This is a genomic window from Acidobacteriota bacterium (assembly GCA_016716905.1).
Lineage (GTDB): Bacteria > Acidobacteriota > Vicinamibacteria > Vicinamibacterales > SCN-69-37 > SYFT01.
In genome coordinates, this window is sequence record JADJUS010000003.1 from 655,929 (window position 1) to 677,246 (window position 21,318).

Annotated in this window: 16 protein-coding genes and 3 pseudogenes; 6 read left to right on the forward strand and 13 right to left on the reverse strand. The window is 63.5% G+C overall.

Annotated elements, in window-relative coordinates:
• Window positions 1–20: 20 nt before the first annotated feature.
• From IPL75_03235 to nhaR, 8 genes are all read right to left on the reverse strand, one after another.
• Complete coding sequence (locus tag IPL75_03235; GenBank protein ID MBK9239279.1) at window positions 21–257, reverse strand: hypothetical protein; 237 nt, start codon at window positions 255–257, stop codon at window positions 21–23.
• Complete coding sequence (locus IPL75_03240; protein ID MBK9239280.1) at window positions 254–1,675, reverse strand: hypothetical protein; 1,422 nt, start codon at window positions 1,673–1,675, stop codon at window positions 254–256. Before IPL75_03240 ends, IPL75_03235 begins: the two co-directional genes overlap by 4 nt.
• A gap of 45 nt (window positions 1,676–1,720) precedes the next feature.
• Complete coding sequence (locus IPL75_03245; GenBank protein MBK9239281.1) at window positions 1,721–2,584, reverse strand: DUF3419 family protein; 864 nt, start codon at window positions 2,582–2,584, stop codon at window positions 1,721–1,723.
• Window positions 2,544–2,795 (reverse strand): DUF3419 family protein, encoded by a 252-nt coding sequence (locus IPL75_03250; GenBank protein ID MBK9239282.1) that lies wholly within the window; start codon window positions 2,793–2,795, stop codon window positions 2,544–2,546. Before IPL75_03250 ends, IPL75_03245 begins: the two co-directional genes overlap by 41 nt.
• A gap of 3 nt (window positions 2,796–2,798) precedes the next feature.
• The gene (locus IPL75_03255; GenBank protein ID MBK9239283.1) at window positions 2,799–3,818 is read right to left on the reverse strand and encodes an NAD(P)/FAD-dependent oxidoreductase; all 1,020 of its coding nucleotides are present in this window, start codon (window positions 3,816–3,818) and stop codon (window positions 2,799–2,801) included.
• 273 nt (window positions 3,819–4,091) lie between these two features.
• Window positions 4,092–5,948, reverse strand: a complete 1,857-nt coding sequence (locus IPL75_03260; protein ID MBK9239284.1) for a hypothetical protein — start codon at window positions 5,946–5,948, stop codon at window positions 4,092–4,094.
• 239 nt (window positions 5,949–6,187) lie between these two features.
• Entirely contained in the window at window positions 6,188–7,030 is an 843-nt protein-coding gene (locus IPL75_03265; GenBank protein MBK9239285.1) for an integrase family protein, read from the reverse strand.
• A 562-nt stretch (window positions 7,031–7,592) separates the two neighbouring features.
• Complete coding sequence (nhaR, locus tag IPL75_03270; protein MBK9239286.1) at window positions 7,593–8,489, reverse strand: transcriptional activator NhaR; 897 nt, start codon at window positions 8,487–8,489, stop codon at window positions 7,593–7,595.
• A gap of 139 nt (window positions 8,490–8,628) precedes the next feature.
• Here nhaR and IPL75_03275 point away from each other — a divergent pair, with 139 nt between their 5' ends.
• A complete protein-coding gene (locus IPL75_03275; protein MBK9239287.1) occupies window positions 8,629–8,964 on the forward strand; it encodes an HPF/RaiA family ribosome-associated protein in 336 nt (111 codons plus the stop codon).
• Window positions 8,965–8,997: 33 nt separating this feature from the next.
• On the opposite strand, the pseudogene IPL75_03280 reads toward IPL75_03275, so the two are convergent.
• The 4 genes and pseudogenes from IPL75_03280 to IPL75_03295 all read right to left on the reverse strand — a co-directional run bounded on the left by IPL75_03280 (window position 8,998) and on the right by IPL75_03295 (window position 12,693).
• A pseudogene (locus IPL75_03280) lies at window positions 8,998–10,088 on the reverse strand (TerC/Alx family metal homeostasis membrane protein).
• Window positions 10,088–10,904, reverse strand: a pseudogene (locus IPL75_03285) (ion transporter). Before IPL75_03285 ends, IPL75_03280 begins: the two co-directional pseudogenes overlap by 1 nt.
• A gap of 27 nt (window positions 10,905–10,931) precedes the next feature.
• A pseudogene (locus IPL75_03290) lies at window positions 10,932–11,354 on the reverse strand (universal stress protein).
• Between the two features lie 268 nt (window positions 11,355–11,622).
• On the reverse strand, window positions 11,623–12,693 hold the full coding sequence (locus tag IPL75_03295; protein ID MBK9239288.1) for a universal stress protein: 1,071 nt from the start codon (window positions 12,691–12,693) through the stop codon (window positions 11,623–11,625).
• Window positions 12,694–13,041: 348 nt separating this feature from the next.
• Between IPL75_03295 and IPL75_03300 the strand changes: the two genes are divergently transcribed.
• On the forward strand, window positions 13,042–14,508 hold the full coding sequence (locus tag IPL75_03300; protein ID MBK9239289.1) for a putative Na+/H+ antiporter: 1,467 nt from the start codon (window positions 13,042–13,044) through the stop codon (window positions 14,506–14,508).
• 42 nt (window positions 14,509–14,550) lie between these two features.
• Here IPL75_03300 and IPL75_03305 read toward each other — a convergent pair whose 3' ends face one another.
• On the reverse strand, window positions 14,551–16,140 hold the full coding sequence (locus IPL75_03305) for a Na/Pi cotransporter family protein (protein ID MBK9239290.1): 1,590 nt from the start codon (window positions 16,138–16,140) through the stop codon (window positions 14,551–14,553).
• Window positions 16,141–16,337: 197 nt separating this feature from the next.
• Between IPL75_03305 and IPL75_03310 the strand changes: the two genes are divergently transcribed.
• The 4 genes from IPL75_03310 to IPL75_03325 all read left to right on the forward strand — a co-directional run bounded on the left by IPL75_03310 (window position 16,338) and on the right by IPL75_03325 (window position 21,290).
• Window positions 16,338–18,884, forward strand: coding sequence for a S8 family serine peptidase (locus tag IPL75_03310; GenBank protein MBK9239291.1), 2,547 nt, complete (start codon window positions 16,338–16,340; stop codon window positions 18,882–18,884).
• A 160-nt stretch (window positions 18,885–19,044) separates the two neighbouring features.
• Window positions 19,045–19,617 (forward strand): prepilin-type N-terminal cleavage/methylation domain-containing protein, encoded by a 573-nt coding sequence (locus IPL75_03315; GenBank protein MBK9239292.1) that lies wholly within the window; start codon window positions 19,045–19,047, stop codon window positions 19,615–19,617.
• On the forward strand, window positions 19,605–20,162 hold the full coding sequence (locus IPL75_03320; GenBank protein ID MBK9239293.1) for a prepilin-type N-terminal cleavage/methylation domain-containing protein: 558 nt from the start codon (window positions 19,605–19,607) through the stop codon (window positions 20,160–20,162). The genes IPL75_03315 and IPL75_03320 overlap by 13 nt, the downstream gene beginning before the upstream one ends.
• A gap of 9 nt (window positions 20,163–20,171) precedes the next feature.
• Window positions 20,172–21,290: a prepilin-type N-terminal cleavage/methylation domain-containing protein gene (locus IPL75_03325; GenBank protein MBK9239294.1), complete on the forward strand. Its 1,119-nt coding sequence runs from the start codon at window positions 20,172–20,174 to the stop codon at window positions 21,288–21,290.
• Window positions 21,291–21,318 lie beyond the last annotated feature (28 nt).

A 21,318-nucleotide genomic window follows, 5' to 3' on the forward strand; every position in this document is an offset into this window, starting at 1 on the left:
ACGTCGCGACCGCCCCTGAGCTATTCGAGGTCAGGACCAGGCGATTCGGCCGTTTCCGGCGCTCCGCATGAGACCGCCCGGCAGCCGTCGAGATCGCTGAAGGCATTGCTGGCCTTCGGACCTTCCGTCACAACGACGATGTCGGCGGTGCCGCTCTCAATGGCGTGAACGATGCCAACCGCCAATTGGACATCCGAGGGGCCTACGATGCAGTCTTCGACGGCGAGATGGTCAGACCACTCGACCGGTGGCTTCAATTGGAAGGTTTGAGGGTAAACACACAGTACGGTTTGCGTTTGGTGGGCCGCTTCCATGCAACCTTTACGCCTTTCAGCGGCTCACGGAGACCGGCACAGACAAAAGCCGAGCCAGAAGGAGTGAATGCGTTGACAAGGAACGTCGCCGTCCGATAGTCGCTCGCGACTGCCATCGCATGCTCGAATTTGGCGCCGCTATCGGGCGACATCGATAACACGAACAGATGATCGACGCCCATCGACACGACCTCCTTAGTGAGGCCCACGTCGATGAAATCGCGGCAGATCATTGTTGCGATCCTCCCGGCATCGGTATCCAGAACGTGCGCGGACGAAGTCGAACCGTCGATGTCTTCGACGTATTGAAGCCCGTCGACGCCGGGGAATTCAAAAGCTGTTCGCTTCACCGCCGATACGGCGCCGCAAACGGGATCGATGAGCAGGTCGTTCTTGTCGATTATCCCGCCAACGCGGATCGCCGCGCGGTTGACCACTCCATCGGCGTGCTCGACGTGGTATGAGCCAGGAAACAGTATCCAGGCCGCATTCCGCCGAGTCGCGACTGCCGCGTTGATCGTATGGTGGGCCTCAGGCGCCAACACGAGTTCCGGCGCGGCCACGATGTGGACTGTGCCAATTGCGTCGCGCGCGCCATTGACATAGGCGGCGATTCGATCTGCGAGTGACCGCTGTTCGGCCTGGTGCTCTTGAGGAAGGTCCTTCCAAAGCTTGAAGCGGAACCCAATCTTACTTGAACCGAATCCGCTCATGATCAGGGCCGGGCTATTCATCGGCGGCGCGACCGTCGGCCATAGAGCAACCGTGATCATGCGCGGATTCCCACCTCCGATCGTGCTGTAGTCAACGCGGCTAAAGCTCGTGGTCAGGCCCATTAGAACCCTAAAGGTCGATGGCGGATCCTGCAGATCGACAGGAAATTTCCCAACGACTTTTGGATGTCGTCCCCAGAACTGTCGTCGGGGGCGCACGAGAACGATTGCGCCGGGCCTGTGCTTGCGGAGAGTGCGATTCGCTGCGTTCACCGCATCGGCAGTGGCTCTTTGGCAGATGCGGTCGCCTCGCTGGTCATCGTTGGACCAGAGGAGACCAAGGTCACGATCAAGCCCATACGCCAACGATGCTACCGTTGCGTCGAATGGCGCCGCCAGTCTGTCGTGAATGACGTCGGCGAACGCCGTCGCGTGGAGGGAGTCGCGGGTTCGCAGCAAGGTTCCGAGTTCTCGCGGGGCCCATGCATTCCTGCGCGCCTCCTCAATGGCTCTGGCAGATCCCGGGAAGAAGCGCTGTTCCTCCAGGCGGCAATACAAGAGACGGAAGGCGACAAGAACGAGCGCTTCGATCTCCGTCTGTAGCGCGGGCCAGGTGCGCCGCCAAATGCCAGCAAGATCGGTGACCAAGGCGCTAGTCTCGTTCACGCCGAATCATTGTTCGCGCCTCGGCCCTCATGCCGGCGCGCACACTTCGTCGATATGGAACGACTCATATGCGCCGACGGCGTCGCACTCTCGAAGAAGCGTCGCATCATATCCAGACATCACCCGCTGCGATACCACAGGGCCTTGCCGATCCGTGAATGCGGACCAGTAAGCAATTCGCGCCGTCGGCTCTGCAGCGGCCAGTACGCCACTGTACGTCGTATCGAGAGACGCTCGGTCGACGTAGTCGAAGACGTTCGAAAGGTTGAACCCACTGAATAAGCCAAGTGCACGGGCATCGGCGAGATCACTGTGATGAATGGAAATCCGCCCAATCCTCGACTGAATCGCATGGTGATGTTCAGGCCGGAGGTACCGAGGCAAGGCGCCATCGCTGAAATTTCCGGTCAAAAAGTATGTGAGATAGGGACTCTCGCGCCACGGGGCGACCGTGAGACCATGCCTGAGCCGGCGGCGCATGGCGCTAACGACATCGGCCGACGCACGTTCGAGGTACGGTCGCCGACGGTCGAACATCGATATCGTCCGTGGAGCAAAGGCGACAGCCGTCAGTGCTCTCCAGACGTGACCGTCGCACTGTTCGTCGAACATGCTGCGCCGTTCGTCCGCCCCTTTCACATCGGTGAGCTGCTCAATGGCGGCACGCGTACCCCGTGGAAGCAGGTGGCGAAACCAGCGCATGTACCGCTCGAATCGACCACAGTGAATCACTCCATCACGGATGGCATTTGGCGCACTGTCCCACAAATCGCGGCACCCTTGCGACAGACCTGTACGGAGTTCGCGGTAGACCGTCGCTCGACCGCCGCTTTCTCGCACGCCGAGGAACTCAAGCAAACCATTGTGGTCGAGCACCTCGAATGCTCGCAAGCGCAACTTCAAGCGCGTTGAGCTGCGCTTGGTCGACGTCGATCACGACCACCTCGCTAGGATCAAGAGTGAGTAGTGCGAGGGCGTTGTCGCCAGCTGAAGAAATGGACAGCAGTCTCCGCTCCTTGGCCACAGGTTCGAGAGCGGAGCAAAGCACGTCGGCATCTTCCCAGACGCAACTGTAGCGAAGTAAAGCCCGCGTTTTTCTCATTGTTCAATCCAAGGACGCCAGCGCGCTCAACACAATACCCTTGTGCGCCGTATATGTCTCCAAAAACGTCTCGCCGAGTTGCGTGGAGAATTGTTCGAGAGATCGAACGTTGCCGTCTTCGAGGTACATGGCAACTGCGTACGCCGCCATTTCGCCACTGAGAAATGCCGCTGTTATTCCCTCACCCGTCATGGGATTGACGAGTCCCGCACAGTCACCACAACTTACTATCCCAGCGGGATGGTGCCATTTGCGTCCCTGTCCGCTCCAAAGAGGCAACACACCCCCCGCGAGCTTAGTCAGACCAAACCCTCCGGCGAGCGATCTGAGGCTGGCCATACTGGAGGCTTTGGATTTGTCGAGCGGATGTCCAAGCCGACAGGCTCCGACGTTTGCGCTCGTGCCGCCAGGGAACATCCAGCGGTATTCTCCCGTTGGACTAGACGTCAACTCGACCAACAGACCGCTCCGTCGTTCTGCGCCGTGAACGTACCCGCGAAACGCCACGCCGTGCGTTGGGGTGCCATCCATGCCCAGATTCTTCGTGAGACGTGATGCCGCCCCGGTGGCGAGGATCGCGGCGCGAAAGTGTTCACCCACTCCGTTCGACCTCGACACTCTTACGTTAACACCGGCCCCGTCCGGCGACACCTCCGCTACAGACTCGCCGTAACGAACCTCGGAGGTCCTGGATACGGCGTCGCGAAGCGCTTGGTCGAAGGTCGCGCGGGAAATGACCCAGCCACCCGCACAAGGCCAGGATCGCCGAGGAGAGGCCGATTCGATGCGTCCGAACTGAATCTCGTGGAATGGCCGGCCGCCAAGGGCCTGTAGACGATCACGCACGAGGCCAAAGCGCTGAGCGTGCCAAATCGCGCTCTCAATGAGGGCGTCGCCGCACGGCTTGTCCCGATACCGTTCGCCCGACTCGAACAGAACGACAGGCACTCCCAGCTCGCCGCAGCGCAGTGCGGCACTACATCCTGCCGGCCCTGCACCAATAATTGCCACCCGAGCGCTCATCGCACCTCGATGCTCGCGTCAATGCACGAGCAATTGCGTCCGGCGCGCGGAGCGATCGGACCGCTATTGATTGACGATGCTCCGGATATTACAGTACGGGTCAAAGAGTCATGGTCCCTTGTTCGGGCCGGGGCCTCCACGTCGCCGCACCGCCGGGGTTCGGCACATCGTATGGCTTGAACGACAGGCTGTGCGCGGCACGGCGACGATAGCCTTTGGCCACGTGGGGGCCGGTCTACGGCTTGCGAAGGCCACAGGACTTGCCAACGCCTTCTACACTCGAGCCTGAAACACGCCCGGCCTGCGCATGAATTTGTGCAGCGGATTGGACTCCCTCACATCATTCAGTCGTTCGTCGGTCGCACCGCGCGCCGCTCTAATGCTCTTTAAGTCAAGGTCTGTCAAGGTGATTGTGTCTACGCCCTTTCCCATCTCCATCAAGGTCTGTCGCGCACCCGGCGTCCGAAGCGGACCGAACACACCACTTCCGCCGTAGGCTGTCACGTTGCACATCACGATGTACTGGTAGTAGCGATGGCTATCGGCAATGCAGCAGGACCGATAGAGATCGCCGAAGGGGTTGTGCGCCGCGACTACAACAAGTTCGAGCGGCTCGGCACGATCAGAAAGGTTCAATTGGTGCATCAAATCGACGTGACTGAAGTCGTAGCAAATGAGGACGCCGAAGCTGAACCCGCTACTGTCGTCGACGAAACGCAGCATCGCATCGCCCCTCGCCATCTTCATTCGGCCCCCGGAGTGGTCCGCGTGGGCGTCGTACTGGGACCGCGTGACTTTTCTGTAGGTCACCGGCTCAAGCCCAGGCCGAAGGATTAGGCATTCATTGGCGTTCTGCTCTTCAGTCTCACCCGGATAGTCAACCCCAGCGACGACGGTTGTGCCCATGCGATCGCTGAACGTCTGCAGTGTCGTAACGTAGTCACGTGGCACAAACACTTCTGGCAGGACAAGCATGTCGAGAAGATGGCCGCTTTCAGAGACACCCCGTCTCCGGCATCTCTGCTCCAACTCGTTTAGATGCGCGTCCAGCCCGTCCTGAAACTGCTGCACGGCCGGGTGTTTACGTAGCCGGTATCGGTAGTCGATGTAGGCTGCGACCGGCATGCTGGCCAGCTGGCCGACCGCCACGCGCAAGGTACCGGCGACAAACCGATGCGGGACTTCGTGAGTTCCGGTTGTGGGCGGCCGTCCTGCCGGCCTATCCAACGTATGCACGAAGTGCTCCGAAGGCACGACGGGTTCGACGACCAGTTGCGGTGTATGGGCGGCCGCGATGGATGAATGCTGAGCGGCCAGTTGCTCAACGCGTTCTTCACGCGCGGCATCGGCATTGAAGCCACGATCCGCGAACTCGCCGCGGAGGCTTCGGAGTTCGCCGATCTCGAGATCGTGCTCAACGCTGAATCGCGCTGGCCCACGGGCCCCGAACACTTGCCCGGCAGAACCAATTTGCGCGTTGTACTCGCGGCCGATTCGACGGAACGGCGCGAAAACGCCGCTGCCGCCGAGTTCGGCGATGTTGGCGATAACGACGTAGCAGAAGAGCCGGTGTATATCCGCCGTGGCGTACTCCCAGTACAAGCGTGTCGCTGCATGCGTCGTAACGACCACCAACAGTTCAATTCGATGGTCGAGTAGCGTCCGGACTAAGTCGACGTGGGTGTACTCGTGGCAGTTGAGGACGGCCCATCGGACGCTCTCCGCGTCGTCACCTTCGGGCAAGAAGACGTAAAACGTAGGCCCTCTCTGCACCCCATGGTGACGGTCGTCAGACGACAGCGAGCACTTGTCCAACTCGATGACCTGGCTGGCGCCCGCGACGAGCGTCACGTTGTGCGGCTTCTCGCTACCTTCTCTGGTGAACACGTTGAGCCCTCCAACGAATGCGGAGTCTGAATCGAGGTCAGCTAACGCGTCTCGGCAGCCATGCAGGCCACGCTCGAAAGCAACCACACCTAGACCACCGGCAGGGGTCTGTTCAACGTGCTGCCGAGCCCGCAGGCGTTCCGCTTCGTTCGGAATCCGTGGCTGGAGCGACTCGGCCACGCCCATGCGACGTCCCACAATGTCTGCGCGCACGAGCCGCTGCTGGGCATCGACCCCAATCACGTCTTGAATAAGGCGAAGCTTGAGAGTTCCCGATTGAGGCTTGAGGGTGGATCGACTCGTTCGAATTTCGATTCTATCCGTCAGCGTATTAGCCATCCTTGTCAGTGTGGCACACGGTTCGCCCGTTCGGCCGCGGGATTGGCCGCCGGGTCGTTGGGAGCCGGTCAGGTTGGACAGGCGGGGGCTCGCTCACCGAGGGTGCCGCACCACCGGCAAACCGCCGCCACCAAACGGCAAGATCATCGATTGATCACTAAGAAATCGGCCGATCGGGGGCGAAACTCCATGTCCCTGTTTTGTACCTGACCCCATGCATTTGGGTGAATTGAGTGCTTCGTGAACTTCGTGTTTCTTAGAAGATCCGAAATGCAGGCGATTTTTGGATCGGCTGTCAAGTTCGACTCCCGCCGCCTCCACCAGTCGCTGAGGACACGCTCACGTGAGTGTTCTCGTGCCGGCTTCTTGAGACGCGCGGCCGGGTTCGCGTCGATCCAGTCGTGGTTAACCGCGAAGTTCAGCATCTTACGGATCACTGCAAGGAGCCGGTTCGCCATGACGGGCGAGCCACGGTCGACAACGCCTTCTATGAGTCCTCGCACGTCGCGCCTGGTCAGGCTCCGGACCGAACGATCACGCCACGTTGGCAATACCTCCACCGTCAGGGCGCGCTCATCCTCCGCTGCAGTGCGCTTGTTGGGCACGGCGTGGCGCTTGAGGTAGTCGGCCACCAGCGCCGCCACGGTATCTGTCGGCCGGGCTTGCGCGGCCTTCCTGGCCCGTGATGGATCTCGACCGTCCCGCACGTCAAGCAAGTTTCTTGACGCCTTCACCCGCGCTTGCGCGAACCTCAACGCAGGGTAGTCACCCAGGACAAAGCGCCGCTGTTTTCCTTCGACCCGATACCGGATCGAAAACTGGACAGCACCGCTCGGCAGCACTCGTGCAATGAGCCCTCGCGTTACGGTGTCGCGGAAGTCGCGACCGACGTCGGCCGCGCTGCGGTTCTTCAGCCAGCGATCTGAAAACGCGAGGCGGGACTGCACTGGATCGAAAGGTGAAGGAGTCAGGCGTGTTCGCGCCATGGGCACAGTATGGGCACAATTGATCAGGGCTTCAATGCAAATCTTCGAAATCGGTTGAACGAAGAAATACCCCTGTAAACATTAGTAATACAGAGGGTTACATGGCTTCAGCTGGTTTCAAGCGATTGCAGCGATTTGCCCGTATTCTTGACTGGGGGTCAAGGGGTCCCGAGTTCGAATCTCGGCATCCCGACCATTTTCTTCCTCTGCCATTCGTCGTCCACGCGGCCCGCCCTCAGCGGGCCGTTTGTATTTTGGGGGCTTCGGGGCACCCGGCACAGACGATCGTGTATGGCGGCCCGGGCCGGTCCGTCCGGCGGCAGCGCAATCAGCACAGGAAATGATCGCACCCGCTCGCATCGGCGTTGTGTAACGCCGCGTAGAGCGAGCGCGCATAGACGTCGGGCTGCGAGGGCATCGGCCAGAACTCCGCACGTCTCCCTGCTGGACAGCAAACCAGTGGACGTGGCGCCGTTGGCGGACGAGGCTGCCGAGATCATGGCGCGTCAGACGCCACGGTCGTAGAGCCAACACCCCACCACCGTCGGGCCACTCGTCGCCATCACTTAAACACGTCCTCGCGGGCCGTGTTCGTGATGGCGACCACTGCGGGGTGTTTCAATCGCCGTTCCACGGAAATCGCGTAGTACCGCTCGCGCACCGCACTGGTCCGGCCGACCACACGCACGCCGTGGAAGCGGCAGATGTCGTTCTCGATCACGGCCGGTGCCGGGAAGACGGCGGGCACGGCCTGACTGAACACTTTCATGAGCGCCGTGTCCTCGAACTCCGCAATCACTCGCGGCTGAAGATCCTCCTTGGCAAACCATTCGTCGATGCCGCGCCGCAGTGCCGTATTTCTCGCGGGGAGCAACGCCGGCGCATCGCGCAACGACGCCGGGAATCGCCGGCGCAGCCGGGTGGCCAGGGCGGCCGGAGCGAAGAACGCCGTGTCGGATTCCCCCGGAGGTGATTGAACGCCTTCACGCGCGTGTTCGGGCGCAGGCGCATCGCTGATCACCACGTCGAGGGCGTGGGTCGCGAGTTCCGCCAGAAGTTGATCCGGGCTGCCTTCGCGGCACATCAACTGCACGGCTTCCGGCCCCCGAAGAGCCGGCCGAAGCAATCGGTAGACGATGAGCTTCGGCACCGCGTTCGCAATCCCCACCGTGAGCTGCAGCGGCCGTCCTGCCGGACGGCCACGCAGCGTCTCCATCAGCTCCTGGCCGATGCTGAAAATGTCGTCGGCGTACCGGAAGACGAGGCGGCCCACATCGGTCGGCACGAGCGTCCGGCCTTGACGCTGAAACAGGCGCTGGCCCAGCACGCCTTCGAGCTGATGAATCTGGGCACTGATCGTCGGCTGCGACAACCGCAACTTCTGGGCCGCCTTTGAAATGCCACCCTCGCGGACAACGGTCCAGAAGTACAGCAGATGGTGGTAATTCAGCCATTCCATGGTGGGCGCATCTCCGAAATCATAGTCACACCCTTGCAATACAGATGAAACTATCTATTTGTCTATATTGCCACTCCCCGGTAGCCTCACCCTATCAATCACGAGGGAAGCCCCTTCGCGTCATGATCGAGGTGTAGCAATGCGCATCACGGTTCGCACGACGAGTGCCTGGCTCACGAGGATCGCCAAACGAAGGTTCGAGTTCGCCCTCGGCCGATTCAGCGGCCGTGTCCACTCGGTCACGGTTCGGGTGGCCGACATCAACGGTCCACGCGGAGGCGTGGACCAGCGCTGCCGTGTGACGGTGCAGCTGCAGTCCCCCAAGCGGGCGATCGTGATCGAGGATCTGGACGCTGACGCGGCCGTGGCCATCGACCGCGTGGCGGACCGTGCCGCACGCACCGTTGCACGTCTGGTCCACACGGCCACGAACTGGCGAACGAACACCGCCGGGCGCCACGAGGTCGGCGGATGATGTGATGGGCGACATCATCGGCGCCGCGGCCCGTCAGCCCCGCTGACGTCGCCCGGCCAGCACCGAGGCCACGATGCCCGCGGCCAGGATGAGCAGAACGACGGCGAGGAGGTAGAGGTTGAAATACTCGCCCGCCAGTGCCTTGAGCCAGACGTGGGTCATCATCTTGACTCCACGACCATCAGCACAATCGCGAGCGACACCTTCAGATACCGGAACTCGTCGATCATGCCCGCCAGAGCGAAGTAGAGGCTGCGCAGCCCGAGAATTGCCAAGACATTGCTCGTAAAGACCAGGAACGGGTCACCCGTGATGGCGAAAATGGCCGGGATCGAGTCCACCGCGAAGATGAGGTCTGTGAACTCGACCATGATGAGGGCCAGGAACAACGGGGTGGCGAGCAGGGCGCCCGACGGCGCCGCGTCCACGACCCGGTCCATCTCCACGGCTGCGCCCGGCGTGGCCGCCTCGCGCGACGAGGCCGAACCCGCGCGGACGAAGAAGTGCTGCCCGTGGAAGCGCTCGGTCACCGGGAAGAGGCGGCGCGTCAGCCGGACCACCAGGTTGCGACTCGGGTCCACCTCGTCGGTCTTGAGCAGCAGCATCTTGATCCCGGTGATGATCAGGAAGGCCCCGAATACGTAGATGATCCAACTGAAGCGCTGGATGAGCTGGGCACCCACGGCGATCATGGCGCCACGCATCACGAGGGCGCCCACGATCCCCCAGAACAGCACGCGGTGCTGGTACATCGCGGGGACGGCGAAGAAGCCGAAGAGCATCGCGATGACGAAGATGTTATCCACGGCGAGCGACTTCTCGACCAGATACCCGGTCACGTACTTCACCGCCGCGCTGGCGCCATCGTTGTACACGAGACCGACGCCTTCCACCGTCGACGGGGTCAGCGTCATGAGGTCGGGGGTCAGCCCCAGGCCAAGCCAGTGGCGCTCGTAGCCGACATAAATGAAGAGTGTGAAGGCGAGACCGAGGCCAATCCAGAACGCGGACCACCCCAGGGCCTCCCGGACGGACACGACGTGGGCGGTCCGGTGAAAGACCCCAAGGTCGAGGGCCAACAGGAGCAGCACGAGGGCGAGGAAACCGAGATACATCCAGAGCATCAGACAACTCCCGAGTTAGCGCGTAACGCCTCGAGTTCCCGCCGTAGCGCGCGAACCTCGTCGAGGATCAACCGGGTGTGGGCCTCTCCATCCCCCTTGAGATCCTCGGACACCTGCGACTGCATCGCGTTGACGACCACCGCGATGAACAGGTTCAAGACCATGAACGTGGCGATCAGCAGGTAGGCCACGAAGAACAACCCAGGCAAGCGGCGACTGCGCCATGACACTGCGCGCGATGTCGGGCCAGCCCTCGACCGTCATCACCTGGAATAGCGTGAACAGCGAGGCGCCGAGGTCCCCGAAGAACTCCGGCGCGATCGCGCCGAACAGGTTCGTGGCCAGCACGGCCGACACGTAAAGCACGAGTGCCATCAGCCCGACGATCGACGCCATCCCCGGCACTGCCGTGAGCAGGGCGCTGACCACGCCGCGCATCGAGGGCACCAGCGAGACGAGCCGCAGCACACGCAGGACCCGCAAGGCGCGCAAGACGCTGAACGCGCCGCTCGCGGGCATCAGCGCAATCCCGACGACGACGAGATCGAACACACGCCACGAGTCGTGGAAGAAGCGACGCCGGTGGACGAACGCGCGCAACAGCAACTCGACCACGAACACGCCCAGCACCGTTCTGTCGATGGCCTGAAGCACGCCGCCGAGGCGTGCGACGACCGCAGGCGAGGTTTCGAGTCCGAGCGTGATGGCGTTCGCGACGATCAGCGCGGTCATGCCCTTTTCGAAGCGCACGTCCTCGATGAGCGCGCGGACGCGCTCCCGCACACCCTGTGCACCCGCGAACGGACTGGCTGTCATGGCCTCGTGGCGCCCGGGTGGTGCACAGACCGTGACGACAGGGCACGCCGCGCGGCGCTCCACCTGGTTTGTGGTGGATCCAAACAATGCCATATCGACGGGGCCACGCCCACGCACGCCCATCACAATCACGTCAATCGCGCGTTCTTCCACCATTCGGAGGATCTCAAGGTAGGGCCTGCCCAGGGTAACGGCGTTGGTAATCGCGTTCCCGCCAGCACGTGCGGCATTGCTCTCCTCAAGAAACTGAAGCTCCGTGTCGCACCGCCGCCTCTGCAACTCACTCAGAGCCCCCGACAGCTCAGGCCGAGCCTCCATCGTCTCAACCACGTGCAGGGCCGTCACGGCCGCATGGGCGCGATCCGCCAGGGAAAGCGCGAAGTCCATCGCGAATTCTGATCCGGTTGACGAATCCGTCGGACACAGGATTCGTCGCACTGATACGTCCAGTGCGGTACGGGCCGCGCCGGGAGGGGATTGTCAGAACAGGGCAGGGGCCTTCCGGAGCACCTTTTCCGCCACCGACCCCAGCGTCAGGCGATCGAACCCGCTTCGGCCATGCGTGCCCATCACGACGAGGTCGACGTCGTGTTCGACGGCGTGGCGGACGATCGCCGCCGCCGTGTTGCCCTCCGCGATCTGTGTTCGCACCGTGACGCCTGCCGACGACAGCGGCCCCAACAGCCGATGCAGGTCGTCCGCGATGGACTCCCTGGTGTCAGGCACTTGCAGCAGCCGGGCTGGATACGTCTCGGAACCCACCGGCGGGACCGGGGCCGAAAGTACGTGCAGTACGGTGATGTCGCTGCCGAACAACTGTGCGAACGCCGCGGCCCAGGCGAGCCCTGATGCCGAGAACTCTGAAAAATCGACCGGGCAGAGGATCCTCCGAATCTCTGTCACTCGTGCCGTGCCATAGTCGCCTCGCTTCCCGTGCCTCGAGCACCGGCCGGACTGCGATTGAGCCTGGGCGACGCTGCCAGCAGGAGGTCCGCCTCGCCTCTGGCACCGCAGGACGAGGGCGCGCCCCCGGGGGGGGAAACCGCGGGGGGGGGGGGGGGGGGGGGGGCGCCGGCCGGGGGGGGGCGGCCCTCCCTCCCGGGGGGGGGCGGGGGGCGGGGGGGCGGGGGGGGGGGGGGTGGGGGGGGGGGGGGGGGGGGGGGCCCTTCCCCGCCACTTCCGCGGCCACGGTGGCGCGCGTCGCCGTTGGCGCCAGTCGATGCGCCGGCGCGTGCATGATGTCGACGGCGCTGAAAACGGTCGCCCGCGCGCCATGCGCCGGATCCAGAGCCGCCAGGAACTTCAGGGCACGTGTGGCGTTTTCAGAACCATCAACGCCGATGACGACATAGCGGAGCGCGCGAATGGGTCGTCTGACAACCAGCACGGCGCATGTCGCGCCTCGGACCACCCCGCGCGACACGCTGCCGGCGAGCAACCGCCGTACGGGCCCATGGCCTCGCCAGCCCACAGCAATGACGTCCGCCCGCACTCGCCGCGCCTCGGTCAGGATGGCGTCGATTGGAGACGCATCGACGACTCGTGCGCCACCATCGGGCCACCGCTTCCTCAATGCGCGTGAGGCGCTCTGTGCGGTGAACTCCGATGTTCGGTCCAATGCGGTCAGCAGGATCGACCGCCCGTCGTCGGCCCCCACCTGCTTTGCCACGACCGCCGACCCCTGACTGCCAGCAGGCCACGGCAACCGGATGACCGTGGTCATCGCCGCTCGCGCGGAGGTCGAACCGTCTGTTGCGATGAGCACGTGGAATGGTGTGGTTGCCGGCATCGTGCCCCTCCTGTCAGGTCAACGTACCGCAATCATAGTCAATAGAGAAATAGATATTGTCACTGTGTGACTTCGTCTTTTTAGATGTATATCTCGATCGATGAATGGAGCGCGGCGACGGGGGGCCGATACCCGATCTGGACTTCACGTCCGGTCAGGCGTCCGACGACGAAGCCCCTTCGGCCGAGATTGGGTGGTGCCCTGCGCCGGGTCCGGACCGAACTCCCAGCTCGGTATGTGGATCCGCGGATCGCCGCGCTCGACCCCGACACCGGCGCCGTGGTGTGGTCGCGAAACGCCAAAGCTGCCCCGTAGAGAAGCGGCTACCTGTTTTCCGCATTAACATGCATGGCGAGGCCGGCCACTCATGATGCACACCGACACCGCGACTGCGGTCCCCACGTTCCCGCGCGCCCTGGAGAGCTATCCGGCCATGCCGGATCAGACGCTCGCGGCCGATCTCGTGATGCGTGTGCAGCTGAGCCGTTTAACGCCATCGCCACGGGCCTGTTTGTGCTGGCGATTATTCACACGTTCGCGGCCGCGCGCTTTGCGGCACTTGCGCACGGGGTACAACACCGGCACGACGAGGTGGAGCGTGCACACGGCCGGCCGGCCACGCCGAGTCTGTGGGCCGAGGTCCTGCATTTTCTTGGGGAAATCGAAGTGGTCTTCGGCCTGTGGGCATTGGTGCTCCTGTTCGCCATCACCGCGTTTGTCGGCTGGGACACGGCCACACACTATTTCAGCGATACGGTGAACTACACCGAGCCGATGTTTGTGGTGGTCATCATGGCGCTGGCAGCCACTCGCCCGGTCATCGGATTCGCGGAACAGGCACTCAAGCGTGTGGCGGCCGCGGGAGGCGCCACTCCGGCCGCGTGGTGGGTGGCGATTCTGACAATCGGTCCTGTCCTGGGCTCCTTCATCACTGAACCTGCGGCGATGACCATCTGCGCGTTGTTGCTGGCGCGACAGTTCTACGACCTCCAACCCTCAACCCGCCTCAAGTACGCCACGCTGGGCGTACTGTTTGTGAACATCTCGATCGGTGGCACGCTGACGCCGTTCGCGGCCCCGCCGGTGCTGATGGTGGCGCGGACGTGGGAGTGGGATATCCCGTTCATGCTGGCGAATTTCGGCTGGCGGGCCGTCATCGCGATCCTGCTCTCGACCGGGGCCTACTTTTTCCTTTTCCGGAAGGAGCTGCAGGCACTGGGTGCTCAGGCGCCGGTTGTCGACGTCGATCAGCCGGATGACGACACGGTTGGGTCACCGCTGCTCTCCGTGCCTCGATGGGTGGTTGTCGTGCACCTTGCGTTCATGGCCTGGACCGTCTTCAACTCTCACTACCCGGCGCTGTTTGTGGGCGGCTTTCTGTTCTTCCTTGGATTTGCCCGCGCCACCGCGCCGTACCAGAGCCGCATCGAGTTGAAGACGCCGCTGCTCGTGGGGTTCTTCCTCGCGGGACTGGTGATCCACGGCGGGTTGCAAGGCTGGTGGATCGCTCCCGTGCTCGGCAGCCTTGCCGAGGAGCCCCTGTTCCTCGGCGCGACGGCGCTGACGGCTGTCAACGACAACGCGCTCATTACCTACCTGGCCACACTCGTGCCGAATCTGGGCGATTCCCTGAAGCTCGCGGTGGTGCAAGGTGCCGTGGTTGGCGGGGGATTGACCGTGATCGCCAATGCCCCGAACCCGGCGGGACAGGCGCTGCTCGGTCGGTTCTTTGGTGGCGCCATTTCGCCGGTCGGCTTGCTGGCCGGCGCGCTGGTGCCGACCCTCATCGCCGCGGCGGTGTTTCGATTGCTCTGAGCGCGCGATGGCACCGGACCGGTCGTGCGCCGGCGACTCGACCTATCGGTCGATGAGCCGGGCGAGGCGCTGGGTCATCCAGATGACGCGTTCGAAGATGCTGGTGACCTGGAGCAGCACGGCCCGATCCGCCGGTCCCACGCTCGGAGCGTCGGCCAGGTAGTTCTGCCGGATGCGCTCCATCAGATCGCCCCGGTCTTCGGTGATTTCAATCAGCATGGCGACCTGTGCGGGGTCTCCGGACTCGAGCGCCTCGACGGCTGACATCAAAACAAAGTCCAGCCCTTCCACAAACGTGGAGACGAGCTCGCCCAGCCGCCCTTCGAGTGGCACCGATTCGGTGGTCGCCGTGAGCGCCCGCAGGCTGTCGTCGAGGTACACCGTCAGGCTGAGCCGGTTCTGAAGCCTGGTCAGACGTTCGGATTCTTCCGGTCCGAGTTGCCGGTCTACCAGGTCGTGCTGGAACTGTTCGATGCGCGCCACGACGGCCGCGAAGGGCGCCTGCAGGGCCAGTGCTCGTGTCCGTTGCGGCGACAGGGGACCACTCCGCATCGCCTCGGCGTACACGCGCAGTCGTCTGGTCAGCCGGAGTTGTTCCTTTGCGATGAGGTCCAGGGCGCTTGCCGGTTCGTTGAGCGCCTCGTCGTATAGAAATTGGGGCTTCGACAGGTCTTCCTGCTCGTCGGCCGGCAGCCACCACTCGAGCACACCACAGATCCACGGCTGCATGATCGAGAAGAGGATGGCCGTCACCGGGTTGAACAGCAGAAACACGAGCGCCATCTGCCGGTCGATCCGTTCCGCCGAGAGGCCAACGAAGGCCCGCACCAGCGGGATGCCGCCGAAGATCTCCAGATACAGGAGCGACACAAACAGCACGGCACCCGTGATCTTGAACAGGTCCTGATACGCCGCCAGTTGCCGGACAGATCCTTTGAGCGCGCTTGAGAGCAGCATGCGCGAGAACGTCGACCCGACGTTGGCGCCGTAGAGCGCCATCATGGTCGGAAACGGCCCGAGCAGTCCTGTCTGCGCCAGCCCAATCGCCAGAATCGACACGGCCGTCGACGATTGCGTGACGAAGGAAAAGCTGGCGCCTCCGGCGAAGGCAAGCAGAAGGGAGTTGTGTGTGTCGTTGAGAAGGTCCGAGAACCACGGGAGGTCTTTGAGCGGATCGGCGCCCGCCTTCATGAGTTCGATCCCGTAGAACAGAATGCCGACGCCAAACACGGCGCCGAGGGCGTGGCTGCGGTGCGACCGGTCAAAGGCGAATGCCGCGCCCGCCAGACCGATCAGGTACAGGATGGCCAACCGCAGATCGAGCACGGATGCAAAGATCAACGCGCAGCATCCGACGTTGGCCCACGTGACGATCGGCAATGCGCGCCGTACGGTGGTGAGCCCGCTGGCGACCAGGCTCACAAGGATGAACACAATCCCGGAGGTGCTCTGAACGAGTGCGCCGGTGGCCAGGCCCACGAACCCGGCGTACCAGGGATTGCGAGTCACCCTGCCCACAAGCGTACGAAGACGACGTCCGGTGGCCTGTCGCAGATTGTTGTCGATCATTCTCAGGCCGCTGAAGAACAGCCCGAGTCCGGCAATAAAATTAGCGAGGATCGAAGTCAACATCTCGTCGTCATGCCACGCGCCCTTGCGAGGAACGCATGGTATTGCAGCGAGTCGGCATCGCTGTAACGCAGGCGTAACCGTGGCGTATCGGAGCTGGCATGAACGGAGTCCGGTCCGGCTCCGGACGAGACTCCATCGGCGCTGAAACGGGGGCGGTTGCGATAGGATTGCGGACACTTCCCAGCCGATTGAGGAGGATGATGCCTGCTCCCGCGACACTGCGCATGGCCGATGGCACCGTTGCGAAACGGGACCCGTCTCGTGTGCTGGCGTGCCTCGCCGAGCCTGGACGCGCCGGGGTTCCCGTGCTCACACCGGCCTCGCGCACGAAGCTTCTGGCGATCGGCCTCGCGATCGAAGAGGGCGCCAATCACGGGCCCCGCCTCATCTGGCTCCGTGCGGTTCGCACGCCAGCCACGCTGGACGACGCGAAGGCGATTGCCACGGCGCTCGGCAGGAAACTCGCGTGGATCTCTCCGGTGTATCGATTGGCGAAGGTCACAGGGCAGGGGGCGTACTTCAGCGCCTTCCCGAATGTGTTGCTCCTTCGGGCGGGCGCGCACAACGCCGACGTTGTGGACGCCTTGACCGCGCGATTCGGACTGCGCCGCAATCTCGACAGGTGCCGGTTTCCTGGAGGGTGGCGCTACCTGGAGATTCCCCCTCACAAGCCGATCACCGCATTCGACCTTCTCGCGGAATGCCGGAAGATGCAGAATGGCCCCGACGCGGAACTGGAATATGTGCCGCTCCAGTCGCCGTGGCTGTTCACGCCTGACGACCCGTACTTCGCCGAGCAGCAGTGGTTGCCACGCATCGGCGCGCCGCAGGCCTGGGATCTCGCGCGCGGCGACCGTCGCGTGATCGTGGCCGTCATCGATTCAGGATGCGATCTGGCCCATCCAGATCTTGTGAATGCGTACGTCAGCGCTGGTCGCAACGCCTCTGACCCATCCGCTGATGGGGCGCCGATCGTGCTGTCGCCCTCGGGCGCCATGGTGTGGCACGGTACCGCGGTAGCCGGGGTCATCGCTGCCGGCCTCAACAACGGGCTTGGCGTCAGTGGCGTAGCCGGCGGCTGCGGCATCTTCCCTGTGGCTTCGCCGTCGGGGTCCACCGTTGAGTTTGCCGACGCCATCATGTACGCCGTTGAATCCGGGGCCAGAGTCGTCAACATGAGCAAGTACATTGGCGAAGTGTGGTTCAGCCTGGCTCGACCGGCGATCGACGCCGCGGTCGCGCGCGGTGTCCTGTTCTTCGGCGCCGCGGGAAACTACAGTGACCCCCAGCTCGTGTTTCCGGCGAGGTATCCGGCGGTCGTCGCCTGTGGTGGATCGGGCATCGACGACCGGCGGTGGCAGCGGCCTGACCGGGGCCTCGGCTCGGGTTACGGCGATGAGCTGTACGATGGCCGACCCACCGGACTGTCGGTGATGGCGCCCGCCGAAGACGTGGCGACCACGGACATCTCGGGCCCGCAGGGTTTTACGCCGGGCACCGGCGAGTTCAGCAACTACCTCAGGAGCACCCTGGGCATTCCGGCCGGCTTCGGTGAGACGTCCGCATCTACCCCGATGGTGGCCGGCGCGGCCGCGCTTGTGATGTCGGCGTACAGCGATCTGACAGGGCCCGATGTGCGCCGCCTCATCGAACGCACAGCCGAGAAGGTGGGCGGCTACAGCTACGCGGACGTGCCCGGGTACCCGAACGGCACTCGCCACCTGGAGATGGGCTATGGCCGGCTCAACGTCTTTCGCGCACTGGATCTGGGTGATGTGATGATCGCCGACTGGTCTGGAGACACCGGCGTGGAGCCGTCCGCTCCTCCCGATGGCAACTTCTACAGCCGCTCCGATATCTCGATCCGGCCAGTGGGAGATGACGTCTTCGATCCCGGCACTGATGCGTCAAGCGAACTCGTGCGCCGTTCGGCGCACAGCATCTCCGTGCGGGTGAAAAACGCAGGGCCGGCCGCCGCGCGAGGCGTGCGGGTGGATGTGCGCGCCACACCTTTTGTTGGCCTGGAGTTCCTCTATCCCGACGATTGGATGGGGGAGGACGCGTTGCACGTGCGTCCGGTGGCCGTCGATGCGGCGCCATTTTCTCTCGCCCGCAACGAATCGCGCGTCGTGCGTTTCGATCTGTCAGCGGCGCAGTCGAATCAAGTTGCCGGCTGGGGCGAGATGGCCTGGCATCCCTGCCTGCTGGCTGTGGCCACGGCAGAGAACGACTACGCCTTCGCCGGCGTCCCCGGTGGGCGCGCGATGGTGACGCGCCGCAATAATCTCGCCCAGCGCAACTTGTCCGTCGTGGACATCGCCGAGCGGCGCAGTATCAGTTTTCCGTTTGTGATCGGTCATCCGGCAAGCCTCGATCGTCGCCTCGAAGTGGTGATCGAGGCCGGGCCGCTTGCGCGGGACGGCCGCCTCTTTCTGGTGCCAGCCGACGACGGCAAGGCGTTTCCGGCTGCCCGGCGGGCGCAGGCGTTTGAAGCCGGGGCGCTGAAGACTGGGCTCGTGGCCGGCGGAACGGTTCGCAAGCTGGATGGCCTGCCGGCTGTGCAGATCGAATCGAACCGGGCCGTCGTCGAGATCGTCTGTCCCCGTCCGGGCCGTTACGTCATGCAGCTGGTCGCGCAGCTTCCACCCCGCGTGCAGAAACCGCGACGTTTCGCCATCAATGTTGCCCAGCGCGTGGCTGGCCGCGGCGTCACCGGTGGCGCGACCGTGGTGTTCAGGGAATGACAATTCTGTGGGCCCCGGGTCGAAGTCCGTCATCAGCCTCCTGGCCGCTGGCACCAAGCGCGCCTCTTGGCCGTAGGAAACCCAGCAAAACCTCAAAAAACTGGCCGTAAATCAGGACCGTTCCTTGCAAAGGAGGCAACCGAGATTCTCGGCTACCCCTATGCGAACCCGTTTTCAGCAGGCCATTTCACCTTCCGAGGGCTTCACGCTCCTGGAGGTGCTGGTCACCATCGGCATCATCATCGTGCTCTCGGGCATCACCGTGGCCGTGATGCCGGTGGCCCTGATCTCGGCCCGGTCTGACAGCAGCGCGGCCACCGTGGTCGCCGTCATGCGGGTGGCCAGGGAAGAGGCCATCTCCCAGCGCCGCAACATGCAGGTGGTCTTTACGGCCCCGAACAAAATCACGGTGTCGCGTATCGAAGTCCCGGGCCCGGGCACCACTCTTGTCCGCGAGGCGTTCCTCGGCACCAACTACAGCTTCATGCTGTTTGTCGGCGTTCCTGATACGCCCGATGCGTTCGGCAACGCCACGGCCACGGCCTTTCCGGGCGCCACGTCGATCCTGTTCACGAGTTCAGGTGAATTGGTGGACCAGGGCGGTGACCCAGTCAACGGCACCATCTTCATCGGACGGACCGGCGAAACACTGAGCGCCAGAGCCGTCAGCATCTTCGGACCGACCGCGTTGATCCGGCAGTGGCGATGGGCAGGTAGCGCATGGGCGCAGTAGCTCTCGCACGCGCGCGCCGACCCGGCGACGACGGCTTCACGCTGATCGAAGCGATCGTCGCGATGCTCATCATGACCGTGGGGCTTCTTGGCCTCGCCCAGGCATTCATCGTCGGCCTTCAGCACATGGCCACGTCGTCGTCGAATCTCATCGCCCGTGAGAAGGCGCGCGAGGCCGTCGAGAGCGTGCACACGGCGCGGGATACCCGCACCATCACGTGGGCAGAAATCCGGAATGTGTCCGACGGCGGCGTGTTTCTGGATGGCGCCCTGAGCCTGAACGCGGCCGGCGTGGACGGACTGATCAATACCGCCGACGACTCCGCAGCCGGCATCGAGACTCAGCGGGCTCCAGGGCCCAATGGAATCCTTGGTGATGGCGACGACGTACTGACGCCGCTTGTTGGATTTCAGCGTCGCGTGCAGATTCTCGAACTCGAGCCGGTCAACCCCGCCCTGCGCGAGGTGGTCATCACCATTACCTACTCGGTCGGGCTGCAACAGCGCACCTACACATTGCGCACGTTCATCTCTTCTTTCTCCTGAGCCACGACAATGCGCACCGAGCCCCCCTGTCGCAGCGACGCTGGTTTCAGCCTGACCGAACTTCTGGTCGCCAGTGTCATCGTGATCATCGTGCTGGTTGCCACGATGACGGCGCTCCAGAACGCGTACCGGGCTACGGAAATCGCCGAGGGCACCACGGGCCTGACCAACAACCTGCGCATTGGCGTGGACATGATCGTCCGAGATCTGATCCAGGTGGGGCAGGGTATGCCGACCGGCCGGACAGTGCAGGTGCCGAATGGCACTGGTGCGCTGAAGATTCAGCGGCCGCGGGCGCAGGGCAGCACGTGCACCGAATGGCCGACCGGCACCGAGGTCATTCCGGCGGTCACGGTGGGACCTGGATGTGGTCCCACCATCAATGGCGTGGCCACCGACATGTTGACGACGCTGGCCGTGGATTCCCAACTCGAAGCCGTGCCCGTGGAGAGCTTCAACGCGGGCGCCCACACGGCGACCATCTCAACTCCGGCGCAAGTCACCGGTGGCCTTGACATCAGCACTGGCGGCCCCGACGACGTGGAGGTGGGCGACCTGATGATGTTCACCAAAGGCAGTGCCAGCGCGCTGGTGTACATCACGGCGGTGAACGGCAATCAGACGATCACGTTCAACGGCGGCGACCCCTTCCAATTGAACCAGTTCGTCAGCAGCCTGAATGGCACGATCGACGATCTGATCGCTCTGGCACCCACCACGGCGCGATCGGCCACCGTGTCGAGGATTCGGATGATCTCCTACTACCTCGACAACACCCTTGATCCGACCACGCCAAGGCTCATCCGTCACATGAACTGGGGCAATCCGGCATTGGCCCTCAACAAACGCGGCCGTACCGTGGCGTTCGCCATGGAGAACCTGCAAATCACGTATGACATGGTCGATGGCGCAACCAATCCATCAAACGTGAAGATGGTGGCCGCCGACCTCACCACAGGGGGCGCGTGTGCGCCACAGACGTGCTCGCCAAACCAGATCCGCAAGGTCAATATCTATCTGGCCGGGCGTTCCACGGACAAGTTCTCAACCACGAAAAACTACTTTCGCAACGCACTGAATACACAGGTCAGCCTGCGCAGCATGGCGCTGGTGGATCGGTACAAATAAATGGCTCTCACCAGGGTTTCGACTAACC